The sequence below is a fragment of the Streptococcus sp. DD10 genome, assembly GCF_001578805.1.
Classification (GTDB): Bacteria; Bacillota; Bacilli; order Lactobacillales; family Streptococcaceae; genus Streptococcus.
Window position 1 is genome coordinate 111227 of the sequence record NZ_KQ969159.1, and the last position, 14274, is coordinate 125500.

The 14274-nt window shown below is 41.9% G+C and carries 11 protein-coding genes, 1 tRNA gene and 1 pseudogene; 7 read left to right on the forward strand and 6 right to left on the reverse strand.

The window, feature by feature from the left end; all coding sequences use genetic code 11:
* Positions 1-297 precede the first annotated feature (297 nt).
* Both STRDD10_RS04800 and STRDD10_RS04805 read right to left on the reverse strand, forming a co-directional pair.
* Entirely contained in the window at positions 298-2730 is a 2433-nt protein-coding gene (locus STRDD10_RS04800) for an ATP-dependent Clp protease ATP-binding subunit (RefSeq protein WP_067193574.1), read from the reverse strand.
* A gap of 3 nt (positions 2731-2733) precedes the next feature.
* On the reverse strand, positions 2734-3189 hold the full coding sequence (locus tag STRDD10_RS04805; RefSeq protein ID WP_067193575.1) for a CtsR family transcriptional regulator: 456 nt from the start codon (positions 3187-3189) through the stop codon (positions 2734-2736).
* 236 nt (positions 3190-3425) lie between these two features.
* Between STRDD10_RS04805 and STRDD10_RS04810 the strand changes: the two genes are divergently transcribed.
* Positions 3426-3507, forward strand: a tRNA-Leu gene (locus STRDD10_RS04810).
* 467 nt (positions 3508-3974) lie between these two features.
* Here the strand turns inward: STRDD10_RS04810 and STRDD10_RS04820 are convergent.
* On the reverse strand, positions 3975-4604 hold the full coding sequence (locus tag STRDD10_RS04820; protein ID WP_067193577.1) for an NAD(P)-dependent oxidoreductase: 630 nt from the start codon (positions 4602-4604) through the stop codon (positions 3975-3977).
* Positions 4605-5137: 533 nt separating this feature from the next.
* Positions 5138-6220 (reverse strand): AI-2E family transporter, encoded by a 1083-nt coding sequence (locus STRDD10_RS04825; protein ID WP_067193579.1) that lies wholly within the window; start codon positions 6218-6220, stop codon positions 5138-5140.
* Between the two features lie 201 nt (positions 6221-6421).
* On the opposite strand from STRDD10_RS04825, the gene pabB reads away from it, so the two are divergent.
* The 5 genes and pseudogenes from pabB to STRDD10_RS04850 all read left to right on the forward strand — a co-directional run bounded on the left by pabB (position 6422) and on the right by STRDD10_RS04850 (position 10930).
* Positions 6422-8146 (forward strand): aminodeoxychorismate synthase component I, encoded by a 1725-nt coding sequence (gene pabB / locus STRDD10_RS04830; RefSeq protein WP_067193581.1) that lies wholly within the window; start codon positions 6422-6424, stop codon positions 8144-8146.
* A pseudogene (locus STRDD10_RS04835) lies at positions 8143-8756 on the forward strand (alpha/beta fold hydrolase). Before pabB ends, STRDD10_RS04835 begins: the two are co-directional and overlap by 4 nt.
* A gap of 296 nt (positions 8757-9052) precedes the next feature.
* Entirely contained in the window at positions 9053-9238 is a 186-nt protein-coding gene (locus STRDD10_RS04840; protein WP_067193584.1) for a hypothetical protein, read from the forward strand.
* A gap of 12 nt (positions 9239-9250) precedes the next feature.
* Positions 9251-10165 carry an ABC transporter ATP-binding protein gene (locus STRDD10_RS04845; RefSeq protein WP_067193586.1) on the forward strand — a complete coding sequence of 305 codons (915 nt, stop codon included), beginning with the start codon at positions 9251-9253 and terminating at the stop codon, positions 10163-10165.
* 9 nt (positions 10166-10174) lie between these two features.
* The gene (locus STRDD10_RS04850; RefSeq protein WP_067193588.1) at positions 10175-10930 is read left to right on the forward strand and encodes an ABC transporter permease; all 756 of its coding nucleotides are present in this window, start codon (positions 10175-10177) and stop codon (positions 10928-10930) included.
* A 39-nt stretch (positions 10931-10969) separates the two neighbouring features.
* Here STRDD10_RS04850 and STRDD10_RS04855 read toward each other — a convergent pair whose 3' ends face one another.
* Positions 10970-11833 (reverse strand): sensor histidine kinase, encoded by an 864-nt coding sequence (locus tag STRDD10_RS04855; RefSeq protein WP_197458304.1) that lies wholly within the window; start codon positions 11831-11833, stop codon positions 10970-10972.
* 8 nt (positions 11834-11841) lie between these two features.
* Positions 11842-12531: a response regulator transcription factor gene (locus STRDD10_RS04860; protein ID WP_067193590.1), complete on the reverse strand. Its 690-nt coding sequence runs from the start codon at positions 12529-12531 to the stop codon at positions 11842-11844.
* Positions 12532-12653: 122 nt separating this feature from the next.
* Here STRDD10_RS04860 and STRDD10_RS04865 point away from each other — a divergent pair, with 122 nt between their 5' ends.
* The gene (locus STRDD10_RS04865; RefSeq protein WP_067193591.1) at positions 12654-14138 is read left to right on the forward strand and encodes a DUF1846 domain-containing protein; all 1485 of its coding nucleotides are present in this window, start codon (positions 12654-12656) and stop codon (positions 14136-14138) included.
* The last annotated feature ends 136 nt before the right edge of the window (positions 14139-14274 follow it).

Sequence of the window (14274 nt, forward strand, 5' to 3'; positions counted from 1 at the left end):
AAAGAGTATTAGTTTTAAAATTCGTGTATTTTAAAGCTTCTCCATACAAGAAAAAACGAATGCCACCTATCTAGATGCTCTAGATAATGAAATTCATTCGTTTTTTTATATCTTCTTAATTGTTTGAATCTAGAAAAAATTGACCTCTTTTTTGAACAATTCTATATACCAGTAACTTAGATACAAGAAACAGTGTCTTGTATCATCGCATTTTCGTCGGCTCTTTCTACTTAAACAGGAAAGGAGGGATGCATTTTTATAATAGTTCCGTCTAGTTCTTGAAATATAGATGTTCCACTAGTTTGTGATGTCAAACTTGAGCCTTCCAGCCTTAACCCCCACTTTTATGGTTTGACCTGCTACTAAGTCACCAGCTAGTAGAAGCTCAGCCAATTGGTCTTCTACTTGCGTTTGCAAGGTCCTACGAAGCGGACGAGCTCCCATTTCTGGGTCATATCCCTTCTCCGCTAAAAGTTTCAAAGCAGAAGGCTGGAACTTAAGGTCAACCCCTTGCGTTTTCAGAGAAGAAATGAGTGGTTTCACCATAATTTTTACTACTTCCTGCATATGCTCAGCAGTTAAGCTATGGAATACAACTTTTTCATCAATTCGGTTTAGAAACTCTGGACGATAAGCCCGTTTTAGTACTTCAAAAACACGTTTCTCCATATTTTCCTGATCAAAACGGATATCCTTAGCACCAAAGCCAACCGTTTTATCATCTCGAAGAGCAGTTGCACCAAGATTTGAGGTCATGATAATAATCGTATTTGAGAAATCAACTTTACGTCCTTTACTATCCGTTAAAACCCCATCATCTAAAACCTGCAAGAGGACGTTGAAGATATCTGGATGTGCTTTTTCAACTTCGTCAAAGAGAAGCACAGAATAGGGCTTGTTGCGGACTTTCTCCGTAAGCTCTCCACCTTCTTCATACCCCACATAACCTGGAGGGGCACCATTAAGACGGCTGGCAGCAAATTTCTCCATGTATTCACTCATATCAAAACGGATTAGAGCAGATTCATCATCAAAGAGCACTTCAGCCAAGGCCTTGGCCAGCTCAGTTTTTCCGACACCTGTTGGTCCTAAAAACATAAAGGAACCAATCGGACGCTTATGGCTGCGGATTCCTGATTGATTGCGGCGAATGGCACGACTGATGCTTGAAACCGCTTGTTCTTGACCAATAACACGTTTATGGAGTTCCGCTTCAAGATTAAGGTATTTTTTGGCATCTGTCTGTGAAAGTTTTTGTACAGGAATGCCAGATAAACGACTAAGAGTAGAAAGAATATCCTCTGGCTCAACGATGCCTTTCTTCACAATGGTGTCTTCATCTGCCGACAAGAGTTTACCTGCTTGTTTCCACTGAGCATCTAACAAAGCGTAATCTGCTGGACTAAAGATATCATCACTTATTTTGCCTGCCTTCATACGATTTTGAACGGTAGCTGCCGCCTCATCCAATAAATCAATAGCCGAGTCTGGAAGATAACGACTCGTCAGATACCGATGTGCATAGGTGACAGCCACCTCTATCGTTTGATCTGTGATGGTTACATGATGATGTGTTTCGTAGCTCTCTTTTAAACCTTGTAAGATCGCAATACTATCCTTCACTGTTGGCTCATCAATTGTGACCTTAGCAAAGCGACGAGTAAGAGCTGCATCTTTTTCTATGTGCTTTTGGTACTCCTCCTGAGTAGTAGCACCAACAGTCCGCAAGGTTCCTCGTGCTAAAGCCGGTTTCAAAATATTAGCTGCATCCAGTGTGGAATCAATTCCAGAACCAGAACCCATAATCGTATGGAGTTCATCGATAAAGAGGATTACCTGACCATCTTCCTCAATATCCTTGATGATATTATTCATTCGTTCTTCAAAATCTCCACGAAAACGTGTTCCTGCAACTACACTCATAAGATCCAACTCTAACACTCTCATTTTGGCTAGTTCCGCTGGAACTTCACCAGTCGCTACCCGTTGAGCAAGCCCTAAAGCAAGAGCAGTCTTTCCGACACCAGCTTCTCCGACCAGAACTGGATTATTTTTCGTCTTGCGACTAAGAATCTGAATCATACGAGAAATTTCCTCGTCTCGCCCAATAATTGGTTCAAGAATTCCTTGGCGAGCCAGGTCTGTTAAATCTCGTGTATAATCGTCTAAGCCACCACTTGGAGTTTGAGGCATACCTAGCATCTGATTCATGCTATTCGTACTTTTCGTTTGCCCTCTATGAAGCATCCGAAGAGCCTTAATATTCTCTTTTGTCCATCCTGCTTTGTTCTCTAGACTACTACGAAGATCAGCCATTTTAACTTCATCTTCCTCGCTATAACCAAAACCTGCCTCCTCAAGGATACGCAATGCAACGTTACCTCTATCCATAAAGATTGCAAAAAGGACGTGTTCCGTTCCTACTTCCTTGGCAGCTACAACTCCTGCTATCTTCTCTGCTTCTTCAAACAAATGAAGGAGTCGTTTCGAAAATGGACGAGTTTGCTCAAACGAATCCTCTTGATAGACTTTCCCTGTAATGTCACTCGCAGCATTTTCCAACCGATCGAGAACTAGGGGAAACTCCGACATACTACTACCTGCAACGCTATATGGATTATTACTAAAGGCAATCAACAGATGCCACGTCTCTAAATAATTACCCTCAAAATGCCCTGCAAAAATCTGAGCACCTTTTAAACTATCCTGTAATGCTATTGAATGTTTCATTGATTATCCTTTTCTATCTAACTGTTGTAATATCGCAACAAGTACATTGGCTCGTATCTTATCTGCTTTTTCTCCCAAAATCGAGTCTAGATTACTAGAAATGAGTAATAAAGCTTCTCGCTTCGTTAGGATATCTCTTTCTTGAAGCATTAACATCAGGTCTTCAAAAAACTGCTGACTAATCCGTTCACCAATATTCGCCCTTAAATCCTGTAAAAACTCATGATGGTCAGAAAACTCAATCTTTCCAATACGGATATAACCACCTCCGCCACGCTTACTCTCAACGACGTAGCCCCGACTCTCCGTAAAACGAGTTTTGATGACATAGTTAATTTGACTGGGAACCACCTTAAAAATAGCTGCTAGTTCACTACGACGAAGTTCGGCTATTCCCATCCCTGCTAGTAATTCCTTGATATAGGCTTCTATACTATCTGATGTGTTCTTTGTTCCCATAGCACTCCTTTCTTCCGGCTCGATTTTTGACATTGACTATCTTTGACTATTATCTAATTTTCAAACCTTTTTGTCAACTTTAAAACCTACAGAACTGCCTATCTCATTCATTCAACCCTTTAGAAAATCAGACTAAAAATCCCCCCTTTACCCTTTGAAAGAAGTTCAACACTAACATTTTTTTATTTGTTCAGGCTTGATTTTTATTAGAAAAACCGCTATACTATATAATCATAGCGGAGGTGGTGGAACGGCAGACACGCATGCTTCAGGCGCATGTGCCCATCGGGTGTGAGGGTTCAAATCCCTTCCTCCGCATCTATAAAAGAAACCTGCTATCCCATTTCCGAAAAAACAATACGAAAGGAAGAGGCTAAGCCCTCAGAAAATAAGTTCTTTCGTCTAACTAACATAAAAAACGAGGAATCCACCTTATACTTGGGTAGATTCCTCATTTTATTTACCAATTTTTTGTTTAGTAAAGTGATACCCCTCTTCACATTAGCCATTAAGAAACTCATCATCACTTATGACTCCACGTGGGAGTGGAAAAAATTCCGATTAGTAAAAGAGAGTTAACTTTCCCACCCCTGCACAGTTGATTAGGTCATCCTTGAATCGCAAGAAAACAAACAGAGATAGCAATCAACCACTACGTCATGCAACTATTACTTTTTATCAAAAGCTAGATACTTTTCCACCCTCTATACCTCATCAAATTTTAATCCTTATCATCCCTAATGTAAACCTGCTTCTACAATGAATACCTACAGGCTTTCATGAAGCTATCTCCCCAAAATCGAAATCCGTTCTTGAATATGTTTCCCCCCTTCAATCTCATCTACCATTGCGATAGCATAATCATCATAACTAAGCTGACTAATCCCTTCTTTATTGGTAGCAAAGATCTCTCCAGCTAAGATATAATCTCCTGTACGTTCTCCTTCTATCACAAAATCAGCTGCTGGGCTAACAAAAGTCCACTGAAGATTTTTCTTCGTACGAATCACATCTAACTCTTCTGCTTGGGCGCTAGCTAAAGGTTTGAATTCTTCAGGAAAGTCAGGCGTATCCAAAAGACGTGTGGTTAAACTCTCATCTAAATAGAGGCTACCTGCTCCACCTACGATTAAAAGACGTGTCTCGCTTCCTGATAAAAGCTCATCAAAGTGGTGAATAGACTGACTATGTAAAGGTAGCGTTTCAGGTGTAAAAGCACCAAAAGCGGATACAACCACATCAAATCCTACCAAATCTTCCTTTGTCAGATTAAAGAGATCTTTCTGGATAACCTGCTCGGCCTTAGTTTGATTTTCTGTTCGAACGATAGCAGTCACATCATGTCCTCGATGGATTGCTTCTGCAACGATTCGTCTCCCCGCCTGTCCATTTGCTGCTATTACTGCGATTTTCATCTTTTCATCCTCCAAAAATTGTTTTTTTGTTGTAACATTTTCGTTTACACCAAAAATTATATCTCTTTTAAGATGTAATGTCAATCATTTCAACTAGTTTTTTTAAAAAAAAGAGGCTGAGACAAAAAATCTCATCCTCTCTTTGTTTTGATAAAAAAATCTTTATGCGGTAGCTAATGGCTCAAAAGCTGCCGTGGGAGTTTTGAGGTTATGGATAACACATCCGTTAGGATGTGTCAAGACTGTTCGTCTTTTATACTCAAAAAAAGTTCCTACATTAAGGAAAATTCTATTTTCCTTATACCCAACCTCTCACAGTCCACTCGGACTATTTTGACACAAACTGCGTTTGTTTTATCTCCAACCTCTCACAGTCCGAGTGGACTGTGAGAGCCTCGCGGGCTGGAACTGAAAAGGTTTGGGGAATCTTTTCAGTCTGAGCTTAGAAACAAAAAGTGAGTGGAACTAAATTTTGAAAAATTTAGTTCCACTCCACCGCCAATCTTTTTATTCCTATTGACCTCTTTATCAGGCTACGATAGTCTTTCTTCTCTTTCTACAACCCATTCCTTTACCAATCGATAAATCACTGCAAAGATAGGGGTGAAGAAAATCATCCCCAGTAAACCAAAGAGATTGCCACCGATAAGAGCCGCAGCTAACGTAAAAAGAGAAGGAAGGCCAACAGATTGCCCTACCACACGTGGATAGATAAGATTCCCCTCAATAAGCTGAATGACTTGAAAAACGACGATAGATAGTAAGGCCTGCATAGGGCTAACAGTAAAGATAAACACAGCGCCTAAAACACAGGCCGAAAATGGGCCAATATAGGGGATGAAGGACAACACCCCAGCCAAAACCCCTGTTAATGCAGCATAAGGAAGCCTTGTCACCGTATAAGCAAGAAAAACTAAAATACCAACAATCACTGCCTCAATCAGCTGCCCCATAAGAAACTTGTCATAGGTTTCCACCAAAACCTTGCCAATATAGGAAAACCGCTCTACTGCTTTCTCTGGCAAACTAACCTTCAAGAGCCGAATTGTCATCGATCGCAACTGTTCCTTGCTTCCTAACATAGCAAACATGAGAAAGAGCGACATGAATACGGTAAAAAGATTACTCAAAATCGAGCTGACATTCCCTGTCAAACTGCTGAGGAAAGAGACTGCACGTGACATCAGTCCACTACTTTGTAGTTGCTGGGTTAGTTCTGTAACTTGACTAGAGCTAACTAGACCAGAGTCCTGCACCCAAGTAACCAGCTGAGGAACCACTTTGTTTACTGTTGTAGTCAACTGTGAAGCTACCGTCGTCAAAGTAGGAACGATGACCCACACCATGCCACCCAAAATCAGCAGTAAGAACACCACCTCCAGAAAAAGGGCTAAACTACGACGACTCGCTTGAGGAAGTTTCCATTTAGCTAAGACTTGCTCTATCTTTTTCATAGGGACATTAAAAATAAAAGCTAAAATCCCTCCCAAGATAATGGGAAAAAAGACACTCAGCAAACTTTGAACCCCTTGCCAGATAGTGCCTATGTAAAGGACAAAAGCCAATACCAGTCCTGTAAAAATGATAAGTTGATAGGATTTTCTAATTTTTTTCATATCTCCTCCTTCATGTTAACGATACCTTATTCTATCATATATTGTGACTCATGACCATGGATACTACATATTTTCAGGGAAAGTCCTCAATACATGACTACCTATAAAGTCTGATAAGTTGTATCCATTTTTATCGCGATATAGCCACAGAGACTGTTTTTCCCTATACCTTTCTCCTCTATTTTATGCTATACTCAAACTATGCATAAGAAAACTGTGATTGATTTTAAAGAGTTGGGCTTGCGACAGATTTTCACCCAGCCCATCAAAGAGTTAAAGACACGAGAGGTGACAGAGGTTCAGTCGCTTTTAGCCGAAGCAGAGCGCTACCAGCTAGCTGGTTACTATGTGGTGGGCTATGTCAGCTATGAGGCAGCTCCTGCTTTTGAGGAAAAATTGCAGGTTTACTCTGCTCCCTTGCTTGAAGAGTATTTGCTTTATTTCACCGTGCATGATCGGGTTGAGACAGAGGGGTTTCCCCTGAGCTATGACGATGTGGAGATGCCCAAGCAGTGGCAGGAGTTGACCTCTGCTGCTGAGTATGAAGCTGCTATCGCCACCATCCACCATCATATCCGCCAAGGAGATACCTATCAGGTTAACTATACTGTTCAATTAAAACAAGAACTCTCAGCAGATAGCTTTTCTATTTATAACCGGTTGGTCGTTGAACAAAATGCAGCCTACAACGCCTATGTTGAACACGATGAGATGGCGGTCATTTCCATCAGCCCCGAGTTATTTTTCAGACAGGACAGTAGAACCCTCACCACTCGTCCCATGAAAGGAACCACTCAGCGAGGACTAACAAGAGAATCTGATCTCGCTCAAGCTAGCTGGCTGGCACAAGATCCTAAAAACCGAGCTGAAAATATGATGATTGTTGATTTGTTGCGCAACGATATGAATCGCATTTCTGAAGTGGGAAGCGAACGAGTGGTCAAACTCTGCGATGTAGAGCAATATTCGACTGTCTGGCAAATGACCTCGACCATAGAAAGTACCCTCCGTCCTGATATCGGTTTAGTTAAGACTTTTCAGGCTCTCTTCCCTTGTGGCTCTATCACAGGAGCCCCCAAGATTTCCACTATGGAAATCATCAAAAAAGTTGAACAACAGGCTCGTGGAGTCTACTGTGGAACAGTAGGAATTCTCCTTCCAAACGGCACTTCCATTTTCAACGTAGCCATTCGAACAATCCAAAAAAAGGATAAAAAAGCCATCTACGGTGTAGGGGGAGGTATTACCTGGGACAGTACTTGGGAGTCTGAATATCAAGAAACCAAGCAGAAATCTGCTGTCCTCTATCGAAAGAATCCACCATTTGATCTGATAACGACAGGAAAGATTGAAAAAGGAAAGCTGACTTTTCAAGAGCAACATATTGAGCGTTTGAAGGACGCTAGCTACTACTTCGCTTACCCATTTGATGAAAGAAGTTTACGAGAAACCCTAGCACAAGCACTAGTTCAACTAAACTTGAATTTAGACTACCGACTGCGGATTTCTTTGAACAAAACTGGAGCAGTAGATCTTGAATTGCAAGAGCTACTGCCACTTTCAAAATCCTTCTGCAAACCTATCTTAACACCACAAACAGCTAACCTTGCTACGCCGTTCACCTACTTCAAAACCAGCCACAGACCACACTTAACTATCGACATTCAAGAACAAATCTACTATAACAAGCAAGGACAGTTGCTGGAAACCTCTATTGGAAATCTTATCCTACAACTCGATGGACAGCTTTACACTCCCCCCGTGGAGTTAGGCATCTTAAACGGGATATACAGACAGCACCTCCTTCAAACAGGACAGGCAACAGAAAGATTCCTTACATTGGATGACTTGAAAAAAGCTGACAAAGTTTATGCTTGTAATGCTGTAAGAGGCATCTATGAGCTAGAGATGGGAGAAATCGTATGAAACTAATATTCTTACATGGTTTAGGTCAGGATGAGCATTCTTGGATAACTATTCAAGAAAAACTCTCAGATTATCCCAGTCTGGCGCCTGCCCTTTTTCCCACTAGAACCGAATCCTATAGAGTAGCTAAACAAGCTATCCTGAAACTCCTGAGAGGACAAGAGGAACCCTTTGCCTTGATTGGACTATCCTTAGGGGGCGTCATGGCTCTTGATTTAATCAACCAAGAACTCCCCTTCTTAAAAGCCTTAGTCCTTTCAGGCTCTCAATACAAGTTATCCAGTCATTTACTTTATCAACTTCAAATCCTAATATTCAAACTCATCCCTAATAACCTATTTAAAAAACAGGGAGTCAATAAAAAACAGATCATTTCGATCCTCAAAGAACTTAAACAACTAGACTTAACAGAAAAGGCAACAACATGCCCTTTCCAACACTCCTCCTATGTGGTAGCAAAGACAAGCCCAATCTCACGGCCAGTCGAAAGCTAAGCCAGCTGATACCAGAGGCTCACTTAAGGATTATCGAAAATGGTACCCATACCTTAAATACCGACTTTCCAGATAGTTTTGCTGATGAAATTCAGCAATTTCTTGAAAATCTCTAAATCACTTCAATAAGGAGTGATTTTTCTATATCCGCCTCACCTATTCAAAGTTCACACACTTTTTATCTTATCGCATTAGCTGATTAGGAGCTTTTCTTTCGTCTAATCGGCTCGGAAAAGCTCCTAATCAGCCTTGGACTTGCGGGAGTAAAATATCGAAATTCGGCCTTTTGAGCTACAAATTTCTGGTTTACTCCCAAATTTTAGAAATATTTGAGAATTGCTTGATGGTTATTTGAAATTTGCCCTGTATAATCGTAAGTGTAAAAGAAAATAACACATCAAGGAGTTCACTCATGAAGAAGAAAATCGTTATCGTGACCTTTGTTACACTCGTTGCTATTGGCGTCTGGGGATTAACTCATAATCATTTTGGTCTAGATGTAAAAATCAACTATACTAAAACAACTGTTTTAGAAAATACAGATGACCAAGAAGACGATGAAATGATTTATGATTTGCTAGGAAATCGCCTAGATTAAAAAGGAGACACCATGGAAAAAGTATTAGAAATCAAAAACCTATCTAAGAAATTTGGCAACCAACTTGCCCTAGACAATCTGAGCATGACTATCCGTAAAGGAGAGATTTACGGACTAATCGGGAAAAACGGGGCTGGTAAGACAACGCTCATCAAGGTGCTGACCCAGCTCATCCAAGCCAACGAGGGAAGCGTTTCTCTCTTTGGCTCTAGCACGCATAGCGAATGGACGCAAGCCTTGAAACGAGTTGGATCTGTCATCGAGACTCCTGTCGCTCACAACCACCTAACCGCCCATCAAAACTTGCTCTACTACTGCAAGGCACGCCACATCGCAAATCCTGACAAGGTTATCGCAGAAACGCTGGACTATGTGGGGCTGGCTGATACGGGTTCTAAAAAATTCCGCAACTTTTCTCTAGGGATGAAACAGCGACTAGGCATTGCCATCGCCATGATTGCAAAACCTGACTTGCTTATCCTGGATGAACCTATCAATGGGCTAGATCCTGTTGGTATCAAGGAATTTCGCCTCATGGTGCAACGGCTCAATGAAGAACTAGGCATGACCATCATCATCTCTAGCCACATCCTTTCTGAGCTTTATCTGGTTGCAACCAAGTTTGGTATTATCGACCAGGGACGTCTGATCAAGGAAATCACTAAGAGCGAGTTTGAGGAGCAAAGCGAGGACTATATCATTCTTAAAACAAGCCAGCTGGCTCAAGCCAGTCAAGTTCTGCAAGACCAGCTCCAGCACCGTATCAAAGTAGTCAGCTCGGATGGAGAAATTCATATATTTGGTCAGGCCAATGATATCAAGTCTATCGTCAAAGAGTTGGTACACGGAAACATAAACGTGGATGAGATTTACTATGCTCGTCAGGATTTGGAAAACTTCTTTACCGATTTAGTAGAAAGAGATTAGGAGATTATTATGTTACATACTATTCAAGCAGATTTTTATCGGTTATTTCGCTCAAAGGGATTTTGGATTACAGAGGCATTGCTAGCACTCAATGTCCTGTTTGGGACACTCTTTGGAGCATCTGGACACGTTGGAGTGCAAAATGGAAACAGTATGGTTGGGCCTGCAAGCTCAGCTTGGACCGGTTTTGGTGCTCTTGGACTCTACTCAAACAGTATGAGTATGACAGTTCTCTTTACTCTGGTAGCAGTCTCCCTTGTTTTGGGTGTGGATTTAACCCAAAAACTCTACAAAAACAACTTGACCGCAGGTGTATCCCGCACTGGCTACTACTTTGCCAAGACAGCTGTCGTGATGGCTATCTCACTCTTTCAGATTGCCCTATCCTATACGTTGGTCTTTATCACTGGTACGCTGTTCCACGGTTTAGGCACTGCTCCTGATCACTTTATCGGTGACTTTGCAGTCACAGTGTTAGTGCAACTCCTTTGCACGCTGGCTTGGATCAGTATTGTCAGTTTTATCCTCCACCTGACCCACTCGATCTCAGCAGCCTTTGTTGCCTTTATCTTGGGAAATGTCCTCCTCAGCATGCCCATGGTTTTCTTTCCTAATATTGAGCTCTTCCGCTATTTTAGTCTGGACTTTGGATATGCTATGATAGAAAATACGAAATTCGCTACCAACATCAGCCTCGTTGCGCTGACCTTTACCTTGGTCTTCACTTTCTTAGGACTAAGCGTCTTCCGCAAGAAAAATCTCTAAAGCTTAACACGCTTGGTTAAGGGACCAAGCGTGTTTTTCCTATAAAGCGACCGTCACCTCAAACCAGTCTCCCTGACTTGCCAGCTGGAAGTCTCCCCCCAAGACCTCAGTCAACTGCTGGCTGATATAGAGCCCCAAACCCGACGACTCCTCGGTATCGGAGAGGTTTTCCGAATAAAAGCGGTTGGTCAGCTTGTCGAGGTGCTGGATGGGGTGCTGTACCCTATTTTTGATTGCGAGAATTACCTGCCCATCGGTTTTTGCCAGAGTCAAGACAGCCTCCTCTTTACCATGTTTAAGGACATTACTGAGGAGATTTTGCAAGAGACGCTCCAGCAAGTCAGGATCTGTTTGCAAGCTCAGGCCCTCCTCCACCTGTAAGTCTAGCTCAATCTCAGCTTTCTGAAAAGCATCATAGTAGTTAAATACCTGCTGAATGACTCGTTGAGAAATCTGCACATCTACCATGTTTACTCGTTGGGCACCTTCTTGTAACCTGCGGTACTCTAAGAGAGCTTCCAAACGTTTGGATACCACCATTAGATTAGTCTTTATTTTTTCCAAAACAGCCATATCCACCTGGTCTTTTCGCTCCAGCTGCTGGGTATAACCACTTGCTATAGTTAAGGGAGTGCGGATGTCATGTGCAATATTACTAATGGCCATATCCAAGGTCTTTTTTTCTTGCATAGCGATGATATTGGTCTTATCAATCTGTTCAAACAAGCTCTCCACCTGATCGGTCAACTCTACCAAGCTAGAACTATGAAAATTAGAAGTCAACCTGGTCTGACTACCGCTAGCAATCTTGGCCTGAATTTGACGTGATAAGCTTCTCAAGGCTAACACATAACGCACCAAGTAAAAGAGGGTAAGTGCAAGTAGAACTAGTAAGAGAATTATCCACACCATCAGTCCTCTCCTTTCAAGCGCACACCCAGTCCCCAAACGGTTTGGATATAGTCTGTGCTGTCGTCCACCTGCGCTAGTTTCTTGCGGAGATTACTGAGTTGGGCATTAAGGGCATTGTCCCCAGGCAGATAGGTATCCTCCCAAACCTTCTCATAGAGTTCTTCCTTGGTGAAAATTTTCTTAGGATGCTGGAGCAGGGTTTGGAAAATCTGGTATTCTTTTTTACCTAGGCGCACCGCCTTCTCCCCACAAACCACTTCAAAAGTATCTTCCTTGATAGCGATATTTTTCACTATTTTTTCCTCAAGGACAGGAGCGGCAGGGGAAACCAGGTCTCGATTGCGCAACTGCACCGTCACACGAGCAAAGACTTCATCCAAGTTAAAAGGTTTGACGATATAGTCGTTGGCACCAGCCAGCAAATACTGACTAATCAAATCTTTCTCCCCTAGAGCCGTCAGCATAATGACAGGTACTTGGCTCGTTTTGCGAATTTCCTCCAATACCTCATCCCCATTCTTTCCAGGCATCATAATATCCAACAAAACCAAGTCTACTGACTCCTGCTCAAACAAACGTACCCCTTCTGTCCCAGAAAAGGCTTGTAGTACTTGGTGATTTTCTTCGAGTAACCCCCGTAAAATCTCTTGGATATCATTATTATCTTCTATCACTAAAATCCGTGCCATATCCATCTCCTTGTTTTCTTCTAGTCTAGCAAGCTTGTACCGTCTTGTCAACGAAACCACCACTATTTCCTTTGGATTTTCCTCTGCTTTTTGATATAATTTTCAACAGAGGTATTTTGACAATGAAAAAACAAGCATTTAGTTCTGAACAATATTTAAACTTGCAACGCAACCATATCTTGGAGCGGATCAACCAATTCGACGGCAAGCTCTACCTTGAGTTTGGTGGAAAAATGTTAGAAGATTTCCATGCTGCCCGTGTCCTCCCTGGTTATGAACCAGATAATAAGATCAAACTGCTACAAGAATTAAAAGAGCAGGTAGAAGTAGTCATTGCTATCAATGCTAGCAATATCGAACACTCAAAAGCTCGTGGAGATTTAGGAATCTCTTATGACCAGGAAGTCTTTCGTCTCATTGATAAGTTTAACGAGCTGGGCATTTATGTCGGATCTGTTGTTGTCACTCAGTACCAAGGACAAGTCGCTGCAGATGCTTTTCGTCACCAACTAGAAAAAAATGGAATTGTTTCTTATCTCCACTATCCTATCAAAGGCTACCCTACCGATATGAACCATATCATCTCGCCTGAGGGCATGGGAAAAAACGACTACATCAAAACCAGTCGCAATCTCATCGTCGTGACTGCCCCTGGACCTGGATCTGGGAAATTGGCTACCTGCATGTCCAACATGTACCATGACCAGGTCAATGGAATTAAGTCTGGCTATGCCAAGTTTGAAACTTTCCCCGTTTGGAATTTGCCACTACACCACCCAGTTAACTTAGCCTATGAAGCTGCCACTGCAGACCTCGATGACGTCAATATGATTGATCCCTTCCACTTAGAAACTTACGGCAAGACCACGGTCAACTACAACCGTGACATTGAAATTTTTCCTGTCTTGAAACGCATGTTAGAACGAATTCTTGGACAATCCCCTTATAATTCCCCAACAGATATGGGAGTCAATATGGTTGGATTTGCCATTACCGATAACGATGCGGCTGTTGAAGCCTCCAAGCAAGAAATCATTCGTCGTTACTATCAAACGCTACTGGATTTTAAGGCTGAAAAAGTTTCCGAAACTGCCATTAAGAAAATTGAGCTCATAATGAATGATTTGGGAATCACTCCAGAAAATCGTCAAGTCGTTCTTACTGCTAGACAAAAAGCCGATGAAACAGGAAACCCAGCCATCGCACTGGAATTACCAAATGGTGATATCGTAACAGGTAAAAACTCTGAACTTTTTGGTCCAACTGCTGCCGCTCTGATTAATGCCATTAAGAAGTCTGCTGGAATTCCTAAAGAGACGAAGCTCATTGAACCTGAAGTTGTTAAACCGATTCAAGGACTCAAGACCAACCACCTCGGTAGCCATAACCCACGCCTCCACTCAAACGAAATCCTCATCGCCCTTGCTATTACTGCCCGTGACCACAAGGATGCGGCTCGTGCCATGCAAGAGTTAGGTAATCTAAAAGGATCCGAAGCTCACTCAACCATCATTTTGACAGATGAGGACAAAAATGTCCTCCGAAAACTAGGGATTAACGTTACCTTTGACCCTTACTACCAATATAATAAACTCTATCGAAAATAAAGAGTGAAAAGCTTCCTTTTTGTAGAATAACAAGCGACCAAAGACAGAAGAAACCTGCTTTGTAAGTGTTCTCCACTAGTACAAGCACTGCTTTTTGCAGTAATAACTCTAACACAGAAAAGACTAGACATTTATT